This is a genomic window from Streptomyces ossamyceticus, from assembly GCF_001418475.1.
Lineage (GTDB): Bacteria > Actinomycetota > Actinomycetes > Streptomycetales > Streptomycetaceae > Streptomyces > Streptomyces ossamyceticus.
Map to the genome: position 1 here is coordinate 1 of NZ_LIQX01000400.1, position 14,191 is coordinate 14,191.

Below are 14,191 nucleotides of genomic sequence, written 5' to 3' on the forward strand. Positions count from 1 at the left end.
CCTGGCTGCGGCGGGCGAGGTTGACGAACACCCCGGAGATGCCGCCGGCCAGTTCGGCGCGTTCGACCGCCGCGCGCAGGGCGGCCCGGTGGACGATGCGCAGGGCCTCGGCGACCTGGCCGGTCTCGTCCTCCGCGGCGGGCCCGGGCGGGGCCTCGGCCTCGATGTCGATCTCCTCTCCGGCCCGCAGCTTCCGCATGGCGTGGGGCAGTTTGCGGCGGGCGATCTCCAGGGCTCCGTTGCGCAGACTCACCAGCTCAACGACGAGTCCGCGCCCGATGCGTACGGAGATCACGAGCGACGCGGCGACGGCGGCGAGACCGAGGAGCACCGCGGCACCGGCCGGGGTGAGCAGGGCGCGCGTGAACGGGTCGGCCCGCTCGGCGACGTCGCGTCCTGCATCGGTCTCGATCGTCCGCATCCCGTCCCGCACGCGCGTGTGGGCCGACTCCCAGACGTTCACCGGTGCTGCGGTGAGCGCCTTGCTGCCGGGACGGCTCGCGAGCACCTTGTCCTCGACGGCGCTCAGGTCGGTGTAGTCGTCGCCCTCGGCGAGTTCGACCCAAGCCGCCCGTTCGGAGCCACGGAGGTCGGCGGCAGCGGCTTCGGTCAGCGTGCGGCGGGTACCGACGGCGCCACTGAACAGACGCAGTCGTTCGCCGTCGAGGGTGCCGGAGAGCCGTGCGCCGGCCAGCAGCGCGTCCTCTTGGGCGAGGGCCTCGGCCGCGCGGGAGAACTCGAGCAGCACGCGCGCGTCGGAGCCCGTTTCCGCGTCCTGGATGCCACTGAGTGCACCGCCCACGCTGAAGGCCGTGGAGATGGTCGTGGTGTACCTCTGGTACGTCTCCGCCCAGCCGGTACGACGGTCCAGCACCGACGCGCGCAGCGGGCGCAGCTGCTCGGCACCGGAGACGAAGGCCGCGAGCCGCTCGGCGACCCCGGCGGGCAGGTCGATGCCGTCGGCGACGGTGTGCCGGCCGCCCAGACGCAGTCGGGCCACCGCACGATCGGAGGCGCGGGAGAGCGCCTCCAGGTCGCTCCCGTGCGCGTCGGAGGGCCTCGTGGTGTACCGCACGGCGGCGGCACGCTCGGCCTGGAGTGCGGCGACCGCGTCGGCGACCGGGGCACGCACGGAGGCGTCGACGCGCTGGAGCTGCCGCAGCCGTGCGACGTCCTGGGCGGTGGTGACGGTGGCGTACGCCCACAGGGCGAGCAGGGAGACGACGGGCACCATCAGCAGGCAGATGATCTTGGCTCGGACGGTGCGGGGGCGTATGTGCGGGCGGCCGGCGCGTCTGGGTGGGCCGGTCGTGGGAGCGCCGGTCTCGTCGGGTGCGAAACCCTCGTCGGCCGGTGGCCCCGCGTGGGCGCGGCGTCCGCGCGCGGCGGGCCGGGGCGGCGTCTCGGCGCCGGTGGTCGAGGTCCTGCCGGGTGTACGCATGGCCTCCTCGCTCGGAGTGGTCTGGGTGTGCCTTCGTGCCGCCGAGGTGCGCTGCTAATGGGCGGCGGCGCTCCCGACGGGCTGTTGGGCCGACGCGGAGGCCTCGCGTTCCCCGGCCGTCGGCGACAGCGCGACGAACGCCGAGGTGAGGAAGAGATAGGACCCGAGGCCGACGGCGAGGGGGAAGATGAACTGCATCGCCGTGGCCCCGGGCAGGCCCTCGCCGGAGGGAGCGACCTCCACGCGCACCGCCCACATGGCGGTGTAGTGCATGCTGCTCACCGCGCCGCCCATGACCAGCGAGGCGACGGTGACCGCGAGGGGCGACCTGATGTTGAGCGCCGCCCACAGGGCGGCGGTGGCCGCGACGACGGCGATCACCACGGAGAGCGCGACCAGGGCCGGGTCGTATGTCACCTGGCCGTGCATCCGTACCGCCGCCATGCCCAGGTAGTGCATGCTGGCGACGCCCAGTCCGGTGGTGAGTCCGCCGAGAAGAAGCGCCCGTCCGCGGTTGCGGCTGTAGCCCACGGCGAAAACTCCGCCGCAGACGACGGCCATGGCGACGAGCAGGCTGAGGATGGTCAACGGCACGTCGTAGCGGAGTTCGGTGCCGCTCACACCGAAGCCGAGCATGGCCACGAAGTGCATGGTCCAGATGCCGGTGCCGATCGCGGACGCCGCGGTGACGAGCCAGTTGCGGCGGGCGCGGCCGGTCGCACCCAGCGCGCGGACGGTGCAACGCAGTCCGAGTGCCGCGCCCATGCAGGCCATCACGTACGACAGCACGGGGGTCAGCCAGCCGAAGGTGGCGTGGTCCAGGTGTCCCATGGCTCCGGGACGCTAGTGGGAGCACAGGTGCACGAAGGGAGCGCATTTCGAAAAGTGGTGGAAGGTGGCGCATATATGCGTCGGAACGATCGCCTCACGCTCGAACATGCACACCGTGTCCGCTCAGCCGACGGTGGGGGATCATGCGGAGCATGAGCGACGACCACACACATGTCCAGGAGTTCTTCACGGTACGGGCCGCCGACTGGGACGCCCGGTTCCCCGACGACGGACCCGCCTATGCCGCCGCCGTCACCGACCTCGGCCTGCGACCGGGTGACCATGTGCTCGACGCGGGCTGCGGCACGGGACGGGCCCTGACGCCGCTACGGACGGCCGTGGGCCCCTCCGGTGTGGTTCTAGGGGCGGATCTGACCCCGGCGATGCTGGAGGCCGCCGTACAGGCCGGGCGGCACCTCGACGGGCAGCTGCTGCTCGCGGACGTGGCGGCACTGCCGCTGCGCACGGAGTCCCTGGACGCGGTGTTCGCCGCAGGGCTCATCGCGCACCTCGCGGATCCGGCGGGGAATCTCCGGGAGCTCGCGCGGGTGGTCCGGCCTGGCGGGACGTTGGCGCTCTTCCACCCGATCGGCAGGGCCGCGCTCGCGGCACGCCAGGGCCGGCAGATCACCCCTGCCGACCTCCGCGCGGAGGCCAACCTCGGCCCACTGCTGGCCGGTTCGGGCTGGCGCATGACGTCGTACGTCGACGAGGACAGCCGATTCCTCGCGCTCGCCGTACGCACCGATTGACCCGCGGCACACCCCCTGACCAGCACATTCCCCAGGCCGCGACCTCGCCGCTCGCCCCCGGTCCCAGGGATGGACCCTCTTCTGTCGCCGCGCCTCCGTCGCTACGTTGAGTAGGAACACGTGAACGGTATGTGAATACCGAGATGGGGGAAGGTAGCCCTTATGTTCGACAGGCTCCGCAAGTCCTTCGACAGACTGCTCGACTCGACGCGCACCGAGGCGGCATCACAAGGGGAGAAGCGCACGCACAACCTGTTCGAGGCGGCGGCCGCCTACATCTCGGCGTGTGCCGACGACGACCAGGACCGGATCGACGAGACCGTGACCTGGGTGTCGCCCGAGGCGCTGTCGTTCGGGGTGAGCGAGCTGGCGTGTCGTGCGGTCATAGCGCTGGCACGCGAGCGGGACGAGTCGCCGCAGACGGTGGCACGGTCGCTTCTGGGGCTGCCCGCCGCCTGAAGGGGCGAGAAGCACCGGTCGATTCGCCCCTGTCCGGCCGGAACCGCAGCTCTGCGTGGGTTTCACTCCCGTGACAAGGGCCCGCCGGGCGCATTAGGGTGCGCCGACGGACGAGCGAGAGCAATGGGAGGCCGGCATGGCCGGGACGGACGATGACGCCGTCGCCGCCGGGGACGACGACGCACTGTATGTGCTGACGGCGGTGCTGCTCACGCCCGCGAACTTCCCCAGCGTGCTGGGCAACGACTACCCCGAGGCCTGCGCGGCGCTCGGTCTCGCCCCGCTCGCCGACGGTTACGGGATCGTCCTGGGCCAGGACGGCGACGGCGCCCGGTGGACGGTCGTGGTGGACGACGTGTCGCTGGTCGCCGTGGCCATCGCCTCGTGGGACTGCGGCATGGAGTACGACCTGTCGCCCGACGAGGACTCCGTGGTGGCCGCGCTGCCCGGCTGGCCCCTCGCGGTGGCCGTGGCCGCTCCGGGTGTGCCGGCTCCGCACGACCCGGACCCGGAGGTCTCCGACCTGCCGCCGCTGAGCCCGCCGGACACCACGGTCTGGGGGCCCGCGCAGCGACGCCTGGGCGCCGATGAGATCGCGCTTCAGTGGAGCACCTGGCGGGACCAGATCGACGATTCCGCCTTCACCGGACAGAACGGCGCGAGCGCGGCAGCAGCCGCAGACGCCGCCGAGTCCGGCCGCGACGAGGGCGGCGTCCGCTCGGGCATCCGCCGAGTCCTCGCCGAGGCACGCGCCTACGTCGAGTCGCCGCCGCCCCTCGGACGTGTGCGCTCGTCGTTCGCGCCGGGCGACGCCCGGACCCTCCGCGCCGACGGCCCCGGGTGGTCGATGGTCGCCAGGACCGACGACATCGCCTTCGTCCTGCTCGACGACGAACCGGGGGAAGTGCTCCCGGTGGGGCGTGGCGAGGAACTGCCCGGCCTCCTGGAGTCACTCGACAAGATCGCGGTACGCCCCAACTGAGCGCCGGCTCGCCCCCGACTCTGCCGCGTGTCACCGGCCCGGCCTCGGGCCGGTGACATCTCAGCGTCCCAGCTCCTTGCGACCGACCCGGCGCAGCCTGCGTCGCTGCGAGGGGTCGAGTGTCAGGTACGCGGCCGTGGGGATCCCCAGGACTATCAGGAGATTGGCCCAGAAGGGGAACGGCAACAGGAACAGCAGGACGATCCCGATTGCCGCACCCCCCGCGACGATCTTCGTGCTCTTCGACATATCCGTCGCCTCCTTCGCGGCCCACTGCCGCTCCCTGTCCTGAAAACGGGCACCTGCTCCCCGCAGTTCCGGACCACGACCCTGACGCAACCCTGACTCCGCCCCCGGCGCAACCCTGAGACGCCTTCGACTTTTCTCGACAGCATCCTCACTCCGTGACGGGTGTCACCTCGGATCACGCTGTCGGGACGTTTGAAGTGAGGTACCCTCGGCGACTCCGAGTGCAGTAGTCAAATTTGAGGAGTTCAGCATCTCTGTGCCGATGAACCTCGCGGCGTCCTCTGCCGATGTCTCCGAGCTGGCCCGCTGTCACGCCGCCTTCGTGGCCGACGACCCGGCCCGGACCGGCCGTTTCGTCTTCCGGCACCCCGACGGCACGGCACCGCCGCCCGTCGCGGTGGGCTCGGCCGGGGAGTCGACGGTCGTCCTGCCCGGCGGGACGGGTGTCGAGCTGGTGACGGTTCCCGTCGTGTCGCTCCCGATGAGCGCCGCCCTGCCGGTGCTCACACGCGCGCGTGCGGCTGCGGACGCCGACCGGTCGGCCGTCTTCTGGGGTACCGCCGCCCTCCTGGCCCTGCAACTCGTCGCGCGCGGGCTTCTGTTGCCCGGTGTGACCGCCGCGGGCCATGACGCGTGGCGGATCGGCCCACTGCGGGCGGAGGACCTGGAGCGGGTCCGCGAGCTGGCGGCGGGGATGCCGCCGGAAGCTCACGCCGTGCCCGTCGACCACACCTCACCACTGCGTCTGCCGGACCCCGAGCGACTGCTGCGCGCGTTCCTCGACGCGGTCGCCGACTCGCTGCCCCGCTCCCCCGCGGCAGCTCTCGCGGCAGGTGGCCCTGCCTTCGCGGCGCGGGAGCCGCAGTCGGTGCCCGAGCAGCGCGCCTGGGCCGCCGATGTCGCCGCCGGTCACGACGCCGGGGTCCACCTGTCGCTGCGCGTGGAGGTCCCCGGACTGGTCTCGGCCGACGCGGACGAGACCCGGTTGTCGTTCCGGGCCGTCCTCCAGGTGCACAGCGTCAGCGACCCGGCGCTGGTCTCGGACGCCTCCGCCGTGTGGGCCGGCGCCGAGGCGTTCGGCCCGCGCGCGCGGATGGACGCCCTGCTCGCACTGCGCCGCGCGGCTCGCGCCTGGGCCCCGCTCACCCCGCTGCTCTCTGCCGCCGTACCGGACGCGTTGGATCTCGCCGACGAGGAGGTCACCGACCTCATGGGCGAGGGAGCCCGGACACTGGCCGCCACGGGCATCGACGTGCACTGGCCCAAGGAGCTGGCACGCACGTTGACCGCCCGCGCGGTCATCGGTCCGCCGGACGGCGAACTGGACGACGAACTGGACGACGACCAGACTGCCGGTACGGGCAGCCCCACTACGACCCGCTCCACCACGACCGGTTCCGGCGGGTTCGCCTCCGGCAGTCCGTCGTTCCTGTCGGCCGACGCGCTGCTCGCCTTCGACTGGCGGTTCTCCCTGGGAGACCAGCGGCTGACCCGCGAGGAGCTGGACGCGCTCGCGGAGGCGAACCGCCCGATGGTGCGCCTGCGCGACCAATGGGTCCTCGTCGACCCGGAGGAGATCCGCCGCGCCCGCGCTCGGCGGGACCACAAGGTGTCCCCGGTCGACGCGCTCGGCGCCGCCCTGACGGGCTCCACCGAGATCGACGGCCGGATGGTCGACGTGCGGCCCACTGGCTGGCTGGCCACTCTGCGGGAGCGGCTGTCGGACCCCGAGGGGGAGGTACCGGTCGGGCAGCCGCCGGGGCTCGCCGCGACCCTGCGCGACTACCAGCTGCGGGGCCTCGGCTGGCTGGCCCGGATGACGTCTCTGGGGCTGGGCGGCTGCCTCGCGGACGACATGGGGCTCGGCAAGACGATCACACTGATCGCCCTGCATCTGCACCGGCAGTCCGACGCCTCCTCCGCCGGCCCCACCCTCGTGGTCTGCCCGGCCTCATTGATGGGCAACTGGCAGCGCGAGATCGAGAAGTTCGCGCCCGGCGTTCCGGTGCGCCGCTTCCACGGCACCCGGCGCACCCTGGACGGGCTGACGGACGGAGAGTTCGTCCTCACCACGTACGGCACGATGCGGCTCGACGCGCCTCGGCTCCGCGACGTCGACGTCCCCTGGGGCATGGTCGTCGCGGACGAGGCGCAGCACGTGAAGAACCCGTACTCGGCCACGGCGAAGGAGCTGCGCACCATCGGGGCACGTGCGCGTGTGGCGCTCACGGGCACTCCGGTGGAGAACAATCTGTCCGAGTTGTGGGCGATCCTCGACTGGACGACCCCGGGGCTGCTCGGCAGGCTCGGCGCCTTCCGCACCCGGTACGCGCAGGCCGTCGAGGGCAGCCGGGACCCCGCCGCCGCGGAGCGGCTCGCTCGCCTCGTGCGGCCGTTCCTGCTGCGGCGCCGCAAGTCGGATCCGGGCATCGCCCCGGAACTGCCGCCGAAGACCGAGACGGACCGCGCCGTGTCGCTGACCAGGGAACAGATGGGCCTGTACGAGGCATTGGTCCGCGAGACGATGGCGGAGATCGACCGGGCCGACGGGATGGAACGGCGCGGGCTGATCGTGAAGCTGCTCACCGGGCTCAAGCAGATCTGCAATCACCCGGCGCAGTTCCTCAAGGAGGAGCGGCCCCGGATCACCGGCAGGTCGGGGAAGTTGGAGCTGCTGGACGAACTGCTGGACACCATCCTCTCCGAGGGGGCGAGCGTTCTGGTGTTCACGCAGTACGTGGGGATGGCGCGGCTCCTGGAGCGCCATCTCGCGGCGCGTGGCGTGCCGACGCGGTTCCTGCACGGGGGCACACCGATCCCGGAGCGCGAGGCGATGGTCGAGAGCTTCCAGGAGGGAGGAGTTCCCGTTTTCCTGCTGTCGCTGAAGGCCGCCGGTACCGGTCTGAACCTGACGCGCGCCGAGCACGTCGTGCACTACGACCGCTGGTGGAACCCGGCCGTCGAGGCCCAGGCGACCGACCGGGCGTACCGCATCGGCCAGACGCGGCCGGTGCAGGTGCATCGGCTGATCACGGAGGGAACGATCGAGGACCGCGTCGCGGACATGCTGATACGCAAGCGTGCGTTGGCCGAGGCGGTGCTCGGTTCCGGCGACACGGCCCTCACCGAGCTGTCCGACGCCGAACTGGCGGACCTGGTGGAACTCCGAGGGGACGCACGATGACGGAACGCAGCGGGCAGCACGAGGAACGCACGTTCGACGCGCTCGCGCCGGTGCACGGGCGTGGATTCGCGCAGACGTGGTGGGGCCGTGCATGGCTGAAGGCGCTGGAGGACGCTGCGCTGGACTCCAGGCAGCTCAAGGAGGGGCGCAGACTCGCGCGCGTGGGAGCCGTGGGCGCCGTGGCGGTGCGCCCCGGACGGGTCACCGCCGTGGTCCAGGACCGCGACGGCACGACTCATCGCGCCGACGTCCTGCTCCAGGAACTGTCCGAGGAGCACTGGGACCGTTTCCTCGGGATGGCCGCGGAGCGGGCGGGGCACATCGCCGCCCTGCTCGACCGTGAGATGCCGCCGCATCTCGTCGAGGACGCGGCGACGGCCGGGGTCGACCTGCTGCCCGGCCTCGGAGATCTGGAGGCGGAGTGCGACTGCGGTGGCTGGGACCACTGTGGGCACACCGCGGCGCTCTGCTATCAGGTGGCGCGACTGCTGGACCAGGATCCGTTCGTCCTGCTGCTGATGCGGGGCCGCGCCGAGCGGGCGCTGCTGGACGAACTCCAGGTCCGTAGTTCCGCCCCCGCGTCCGAGGAGGGGAGCCCACGGGAGAGCCCCCGGAGCGGCCTGGACGCCGCCGAGACGTACGCGGCCTGCGACATCCTGCCTCCGCTCCCGCAGCCGCCCGGGCTGCCCGCGGAGCCCGGTCTTCCGCCGTCCCTCGACACCGAGGTGCCGCCAGGGCTCGGTGTCGACCCGAACGCGCTGGAGTTCCTGGCGGCGCGGACGGCCCGGGAAGCCCACAGACTGCTGGCCGAGGCCCTGCGGGACGGACATGATCAGCAGGCCGTGGAGGCGGAACCCACGCCGGATCAGGACGCGGTGCGCCTGGCCGCCGACGACCCGGATCCGAGCGTCGAGGCGCGGCTCGCGGAGGGCTCCGGGCGTGGCCGGGAAGGGCTGGCGCTCGCGGTCCGCGCCTGGCGGTACGGCGGCGCGGCCGGGCTCGCCGTCCTCGACGAGGAGTGGCCCGTCCCGGCGGAATCGCTCGCACGCGCGTGTGCCGCCCTGGAAGCGGCCTGGGACGACGACGAACGGCCACGGCTGCGCCCCGCCCACAACCGCTGGACCGTGGTCGGCGGCTCCGCCCAGCTGCGCCTCGGGCGGGACGGGCGCTGGTGGCCTTACCGCAAGGAGCGGGGCCGCTGGGCGCCGGCGGGCCCGGCCGCCCACGATCCGGCGACGGCACTGGCTTCGGTCGATACCGAGGCGTGAGCGTGTGATCGAGCGTGCCACCGAGGCGTGAACGTGTCGGCGACGTCCGCGGGCCTCGGCACGGGACCCGCCGTCCCGGGTGGCGGGCCGACCCGCCGCCCGGAACGGCGGGAGGCCCGCCGCCGCTGCGAGCGGCGGGGCCTTCTTCACGCGCGTGTGATCAGCCGCGGGCACCCAGCAGGTGGTCCATCGCGAGCTGGTCGAGCTGCTCGAAGGCCATGCCGCGGGCCGCGGCGGCCTCCGCGTCGAAGTTCTCGAACGCGGTGGCGTCCGCGAGCAGCGCCTGGAGACCGTCGGCGGCGGTCGGCTGGGCCAGCTGGTCCAGGCGGGCCGCGCGCAGGGCCTCCTGGACCTGCGGGTCGGCGCGGAAGGCGGTGGCGCGCTCCTTCAGGATGAGGTAGTTGCGCATGCAGCCCGCGGCCGACGCCCACACCCCGTCGAAGTCCTCGGTGCGCGGCGGCTTGAAGTCGAAGTGCTTCGGGCCCGCGTAACCGGCGCTCTCCAGGAGGTCGACCAGCCAGAAGGCCGAGCGCAGGTCGCCGGCGCCGAAGCGCAGGTCCTGGTCGTACTTGATGCCGGACTGGCCGTTGAGGTCGATGTGGAAGAGCTTGCCCGCCCACAGGGCCTGCGCGATGCCGTGCGGGAAGTTCAGCCCGGCCATCTGCTCGTGGCCGACCTCGGGGTTCACGCCGTACAGCTCCGGGCGCTCCAGGCGCTCGATGAAGGCCAGGGCGTGACCGACCGTGGGGAGCAGGATGTCGCCGCGCGGCTCGTTCGGCTTGGGCTCGATGGCGAACTTCAGGTCGTAGCCCTGGGAGGTGACGTACTCGCCCAGAAGGTCGAAGGCCTCCTTCATACGGTCGAGCGCCGCGCGCACGTCCTTGGCGGCACCGGACTCGGCGCCCTCGCGGCCGCCCCAGGCGACGTAGATCTTGGCGCCGAGCTCGACCGCCAGGTCGATGTTGCGGATCGTCTTGCGCAGCGCGTAGCGGCGGACGTCCCGATCATTGGCGGTGAAGGCACCGTCCTTGAAGACGGGGTGCGTGAACAGGTTGGTGGTGGCCATCGGCACCGTCATGCCGGTGGTGTCCAGGGCAGCGCGGAAGCGCTTGATGTGCTCCTCGCGCTCGCTGTCCGAGGACCCGAAGGGGATCAGGTCGTCGTCGTGGAAGGTCACACCGTAGGCACCCAGTTCGGCCAGACGCTGCACCGTCTCGACAGGGTCGAGGGCACGCCGGGTGGCGTCGCCGAACGGGTCCCTTCCCTGCCAGCCGACGGTCCACAGGCCGAAGGTGAACCTGTCCTCGGGGGTGGGCTGGTAGTTCATGCCGCGGCTCCTTGCGCTCCGACTATTTCGTCATGGCGATTTACAAATTAGTATGCGGACGCGTCCGTGGGAAGACAAGATGTCGCCCGTCGGACGCGTCAGCCGCGTCGGCGGCAGTCACGAGCCCGCGTGAGAGGGAGAGCCCGATGTCAGCAGCCGAGGGTCCACTCGTCGTCGGTGTGGACTCGTCCACACAGTCCACCAAGGCCCTGGTCGTCGACGCGTCGACCGGACGGGTGGTGGCGAGCGGGCAGGCCCCGCACACCGTGTCGTCCGGCGCGGGCCGGGAGAGCGACCCGCGGCAGTGGTGGGACGCGCTGTGCGAGGCGTTGCGTGAGTGCGGTGAGCCCGCCCGTGAGGCCGCGGCGGTGTCGATCGGCGGTCAGCAGCACGGCCTGGTCACGCTCGACGCCCAGGGCGATCCGGTGCGCCCGGCGCTGTTGTGGAACGACGTGCGTTCCGCGCCGCAGGTGCGCCGGCTGGTGGCGGAGCTGGGTGGCCCGAAGGCCTGGGCCGAGCGCACCGGAAGCGTCCCCGGCACGTCCTTCACCGTCACGAAGTGGGCCTGGCTCGCCGAGAACGAGCCCGAGGCGGTCCGCGCCACCGCCGCCGTCCGGCTGCCGCACGACTATCTGACCGAGCGCCTCACGGGACAGGGCACGACGGACCGCGGTGACGCCTCCGGCACCGGCTGGTGGGCTTCCGGGACGGAGGCGTACGACGAGGAGGTCCTCGCCCATGTGGGCCTGGACCCGGCCTTGCTGCCCCGTGTGGTCCGGCCCGGCGAGGTCTCCGGCACTGTGCGGGACGCCCACGACCTGCCGTTCGCGAAGGGCACCCTCGTCGCCCCGGGCACCGGGGACAACGCGGCCGCTGCGCTGGGCCTCGGCCTGCGACCCGGCACACCGGTGCTGAGCCTCGGCACGTCCGGCACGGTGTACGCCGTGTCGAAGCACCGCCCGGCCGACCCGACCGGCACGGTGGCGGGCTTCGCCGACGCCCACGGGGACTGGCTGCCGCTGGCGTGCACCCTGAACTGCACCCAGGCCGTCGACCGCGTCGCCGCGCTGCTGGGCCTGGACCGCGAGGCCGTGGAGCCCGGCACGAGCGTCACCCTTCTGCCCTACCTGGACGGCGAACGCACCCCGGCCCTCCCCCACGCCTCCGGTCTCCTGCACGGGTTGCGGCACGATACGACCGCCGGACAGCTCCTCCAGGCCGCGTACGACGGTGCGGTGCACTCGCTGCTCGGTGCCCTCGACCTGGTGCTCGACGCGGACGCGGACCCTCAGGCTCCGCTGCTGCTGATCGGCGGCGGCGCGCGGGGCACGGCGTGGCAGCAGACCGTGCGACGACTGTCCGGGCGTGCGGTGCAGGTCCCGGAGGCCAAGGAACTGGTCGCGCTGGGCGCGGCCGCGCAGGCCGCGGGGCTGCTCACCGGCGAGGACCCGGCCGCGGTCGCCCGCCGCTGGGACACCACGCGCGGGCCGGTGCTGGAGGCGGTGGAGCGGGACGAGGAGACCCTGTCCAGGATCTCCGGGGTACTCTCCGACGCGGCGCCGCTGCTGGAGCGCGAGCCTGGCGGCCGCTGACCGGGGCAAGGGGCGCCTGAAGTGGGGAGATACGCTTCCGGCATGATCTGAGGGGCACCAGCCCAGACACTCCGAGGGAACCGGGGGAGGTATGACCGCACCACTGCACGAGGCGCACCCGAGCAGTCCCGGCCGCCGCCTGCCCGACACCCAGCAGGGCATGCGCCGCCGCAACCTCTCCCGGGTCATGCACACCGTCAACGCCGAGGGTCCGCTCTCCCGTGCGGCGGTGGCGTCACACATCGGCCTCACCCGGGCGGCTGTGTCGACGCTGGTGGACGAGCTGATCCGGGCGGGGCTCCTGGAGGAACTGGGTCCGGAGCGTCCCGGCCGGGTCGGCCGTCCCGGTTCGGCGCTCGCTCTCAGCGGACGCGGTCCCGCCGGAATCGGCGCGGAGATCGGCGTCGACCATCTCGCGGTGTGCGCGGTGGACCTGCGCGGCGCGGTACGCGCGCGTGCGGTGCGGCACGGAACCAACCGCGGCCGCTCCCCCGAGCCGGTGATCGACGAGCTGACGGCGCTCGTACGGCAGGTCGTCGCCGAGGCCGAGGAGGAGGGCCTGTGGGCGGCGGGGCTCGCGGTCGCCGTGCCCGGCCTGGTGGCGCGGGACGCCCGCACCGTGGTCCGTGCACCCAACCTCGACTGGCACGACACGGACCTCGGCGCACTGCTCCCCGACGGTCTGTCTCTGACCGTCGACAACGAGGCCAACTTCGGCGGCCTCGCCGAACTCTGGCTCGGCGCTGCGACGCCGCGCGACTTCCTGCATGTCTCCGCGGAGATCGGTATCGGTGGCGCGGTGGTCGTGGACGGTCGGCTGCTGCGGGGCACCCGCGGCTTCGCGGGCGAGCTGGGCCACGTCCCCGTACGGCCGGAGGGCCCCCAGTGCGCGTGCGGGGGACGCGGCTGTCTCGAGCAGTACGCCGGCGAGGAGGCCGTGCTGCGCGCGGCCGGGCTGGAGCCTGGCGAGGACCGGGTGGAACTGCTCGCCGAGCGGGCCGCCGCCGGGGACCAGGAGGTACGCCGGGCGCTGCGCGGCGCCGGTACCGCGCTGGGTATCGCGCTGACCGGCGCGGTCAATCTGCTGGACCCGGAGACGGTGGTCCTGGGTGGTGCCCTGGCGGCGCTCGCACCCTGGCTCGTCCCGTCACTGGAACGCGAGCTGGCCCGGCGGACAGCGGGGCCCGCGTGCGCCGTGACGGTGTCGCGCCTCGGCTCCGAGGGACCGTTGCTGGGCGCGGCCCATTCGGTGGTTCGTGCGGTCCTCGACGACCCGGCGACGGCCGGGGTGCGGGCGTAACCCGCAGAAATCGCGTCCACGGCCCGGCGCTGCGCGTCGCATCGCTCCTCTGCTCCCGGGCTGTCACGACCATCTCACCCCTGAAGGTGGCGGAGTTGTCCACAATGGCTCGCTTTTCCACTGTTCTGCCCACGCCTCGACGGCGTATCGGCTGATCGCCGTACCGTGAATCACGCGAGGCGCAGCCGTTCGACCTGCGGATGCGTCTCACACACGGGCGCCCCTCCCCCGCAGTTCGGATTCAGCCCCCTCTGAAAGGCAGACCCCATGGAGCGAGCCGAAGCGTTGCCGAGCAGGCGGCGGCTGCTGAAAGGCACCGCTTTCGCCGCGATCCCCTACGCGTTGCTCCCGAGTCCCCGCGCGGATGCCCACCCAGCGCCCGTGGACCACGCGTTCGCCCTGTGGGAGCCGGCGAGCGAAGCCAACTACACGGCGGCGGACCGCCCGACGAGCCACCTCGTCGACCTGGTGATCATTCATGTGACGCAGACGACCTACAAGAACACGATGCCCGTCTTCTGGAACCCGGCGAAGCAAGTCTCCGCGCACTATGTCCTGCGATCGGCCGACGGCAGAGTCACCCAGTGCGTCCGTGAGCGGGACATCGCCTGGCACGCGGGCAACTGGGACTACAACGCACGCAGCATCGGCATCGAGCACGAGGGCTGGGTCGAGCGCCCCGAGTACTTCACCGGTGCCATGTACGAGCAGTCGGCGGCCCTCGCCTCGGAGGTCTGCGACAGGTACGGCATCCCCAAGGACCGCGACCACATCATCGGCCACCACGAGGTGCCGGGCACCGACCA

Annotated in this window: 12 protein-coding genes; 8 read left to right on the forward strand and 4 right to left on the reverse strand. The window is 72.6% G+C overall.

The window, feature by feature from the left end:
* Both AOK15_RS27265 and AOK15_RS27270 read right to left on the reverse strand, forming a co-directional pair.
* Positions 1-1,441, reverse strand: a 1,441-nt coding sequence (locus AOK15_RS27265; protein WP_205632236.1) for a nitrate- and nitrite sensing domain-containing protein, incomplete at its 3' end; no start/stop codon positions are given.
* A 54-nt stretch (positions 1,442-1,495) separates the two neighbouring features.
* Positions 1,496-2,272, reverse strand: a complete 777-nt coding sequence (locus tag AOK15_RS27270; protein WP_055521012.1) for an MHYT domain-containing protein — start codon at positions 2,270-2,272, stop codon at positions 1,496-1,498.
* Between the two features lie 152 nt (positions 2,273-2,424).
* Here AOK15_RS27270 and AOK15_RS27275 point away from each other — a divergent pair, with 152 nt between their 5' ends.
* From AOK15_RS27275 to AOK15_RS27285, 3 genes are all read left to right on the forward strand, one after another.
* The gene (locus AOK15_RS27275; protein ID WP_055521021.1) at positions 2,425-3,024 is read left to right on the forward strand and encodes a class I SAM-dependent methyltransferase; all 600 of its coding nucleotides are present in this window, start codon (positions 2,425-2,427) and stop codon (positions 3,022-3,024) included.
* A gap of 162 nt (positions 3,025-3,186) precedes the next feature.
* The gene (locus AOK15_RS27280) at positions 3,187-3,483 is read left to right on the forward strand and encodes a hypothetical protein (protein ID WP_055521013.1); all 297 of its coding nucleotides are present in this window, start codon (positions 3,187-3,189) and stop codon (positions 3,481-3,483) included.
* 136 nt (positions 3,484-3,619) lie between these two features.
* Complete coding sequence (locus AOK15_RS27285) at positions 3,620-4,465, forward strand: hypothetical protein (RefSeq protein ID WP_055521014.1); 846 nt, start codon at positions 3,620-3,622, stop codon at positions 4,463-4,465.
* Between the two features lie 60 nt (positions 4,466-4,525).
* Here the strand turns inward: AOK15_RS27285 and AOK15_RS27290 are convergent, their stop codons facing one another.
* Entirely contained in the window at positions 4,526-4,714 is a 189-nt protein-coding gene (locus AOK15_RS27290) for a hypothetical protein (protein ID WP_055521015.1), read from the reverse strand.
* A gap of 262 nt (positions 4,715-4,976) precedes the next feature.
* On the opposite strand from AOK15_RS27290, the gene AOK15_RS27295 reads away from it, so the two are divergent.
* Positions 4,977-7,898, forward strand: coding sequence for a DEAD/DEAH box helicase (locus AOK15_RS27295; RefSeq protein ID WP_055521016.1), 2,922 nt, complete (start codon positions 4,977-4,979; stop codon positions 7,896-7,898).
* Positions 7,895-9,166 (forward strand): hypothetical protein, encoded by a 1,272-nt coding sequence (locus AOK15_RS27300; protein WP_055521017.1) that lies wholly within the window; start codon positions 7,895-7,897, stop codon positions 9,164-9,166. Before AOK15_RS27295 ends, AOK15_RS27300 begins: the two co-directional genes overlap by 4 nt.
* 160 nt (positions 9,167-9,326) lie before the next feature.
* On the opposite strand, the gene xylA is transcribed toward AOK15_RS27300, so the two are convergent.
* The gene (gene xylA, locus AOK15_RS27305; RefSeq protein WP_055521018.1) at positions 9,327-10,493 is read right to left on the reverse strand and encodes a xylose isomerase; all 1,167 of its coding nucleotides are present in this window, start codon (positions 10,491-10,493) and stop codon (positions 9,327-9,329) included.
* Positions 10,494-10,639: 146 nt separating this feature from the next.
* Here xylA and xylB point away from each other — a divergent pair, with 146 nt between their 5' ends.
* The 3 genes from xylB to AOK15_RS27320 form a co-directional block, all read left to right on the forward strand.
* On the forward strand, positions 10,640-12,085 hold the full coding sequence (xylB, locus tag AOK15_RS27310) for a xylulokinase (protein ID WP_055521019.1): 1,446 nt from the start codon (positions 10,640-10,642) through the stop codon (positions 12,083-12,085).
* 91 nt (positions 12,086-12,176) lie between these two features.
* A complete protein-coding gene (locus AOK15_RS27315; protein ID WP_055521020.1) occupies positions 12,177-13,385 on the forward strand; it encodes an ROK family transcriptional regulator in 1,209 nt (402 codons plus the stop codon).
* A 267-nt stretch (positions 13,386-13,652) separates the two neighbouring features.
* Positions 13,653-14,191 (forward strand): N-acetylmuramoyl-L-alanine amidase (locus AOK15_RS27320; RefSeq protein ID WP_055521022.1); only part of this gene is annotated, 539 nt, incomplete at its 3' end.

Excerpts from the sequence above, each read along its gene's own strand:
- AOK15_RS27270 (WP_055521012.1), bottom strand. The coding sequence starts at position 2,272 with ATGGGACACCTGGACCACGCCACCTTCGGCTGGCTGACCCCCGTGCTG.
- AOK15_RS27275 (WP_055521021.1), top strand. The coding sequence starts at position 2,425 with ATGAGCGACGACCACACACATGTCCAGGAGTTCTTCACGGTACGGGCC.
- AOK15_RS27280 (WP_055521013.1), top strand. The coding sequence starts at position 3,187 with ATGTTCGACAGGCTCCGCAAGTCCTTCGACAGACTGCTCGACTCGACG.
- AOK15_RS27285 (WP_055521014.1), top strand. The coding sequence starts at position 3,620 with ATGGCCGGGACGGACGATGACGCCGTCGCCGCCGGGGACGACGACGCA.
- AOK15_RS27290 (WP_055521015.1), bottom strand. The coding sequence starts at position 4,714 with ATGTCGAAGAGCACGAAGATCGTCGCGGGGGGTGCGGCAATCGGGATC.
- AOK15_RS27295 (WP_055521016.1), top strand. The coding sequence starts at position 4,977 with ATGAACCTCGCGGCGTCCTCTGCCGATGTCTCCGAGCTGGCCCGCTGT.
- AOK15_RS27300 (WP_055521017.1), top strand. The coding sequence starts at position 7,895 with ATGACGGAACGCAGCGGGCAGCACGAGGAACGCACGTTCGACGCGCTC.
- xylA (WP_055521018.1), bottom strand. The coding sequence starts at position 10,493 with ATGAACTACCAGCCCACCCCCGAGGACAGGTTCACCTTCGGCCTGTGG.
- xylB (WP_055521019.1), top strand. The coding sequence starts at position 10,640 with ATGTCAGCAGCCGAGGGTCCACTCGTCGTCGGTGTGGACTCGTCCACA.
- AOK15_RS27315 (WP_055521020.1), top strand. The coding sequence starts at position 12,177 with ATGACCGCACCACTGCACGAGGCGCACCCGAGCAGTCCCGGCCGCCGC.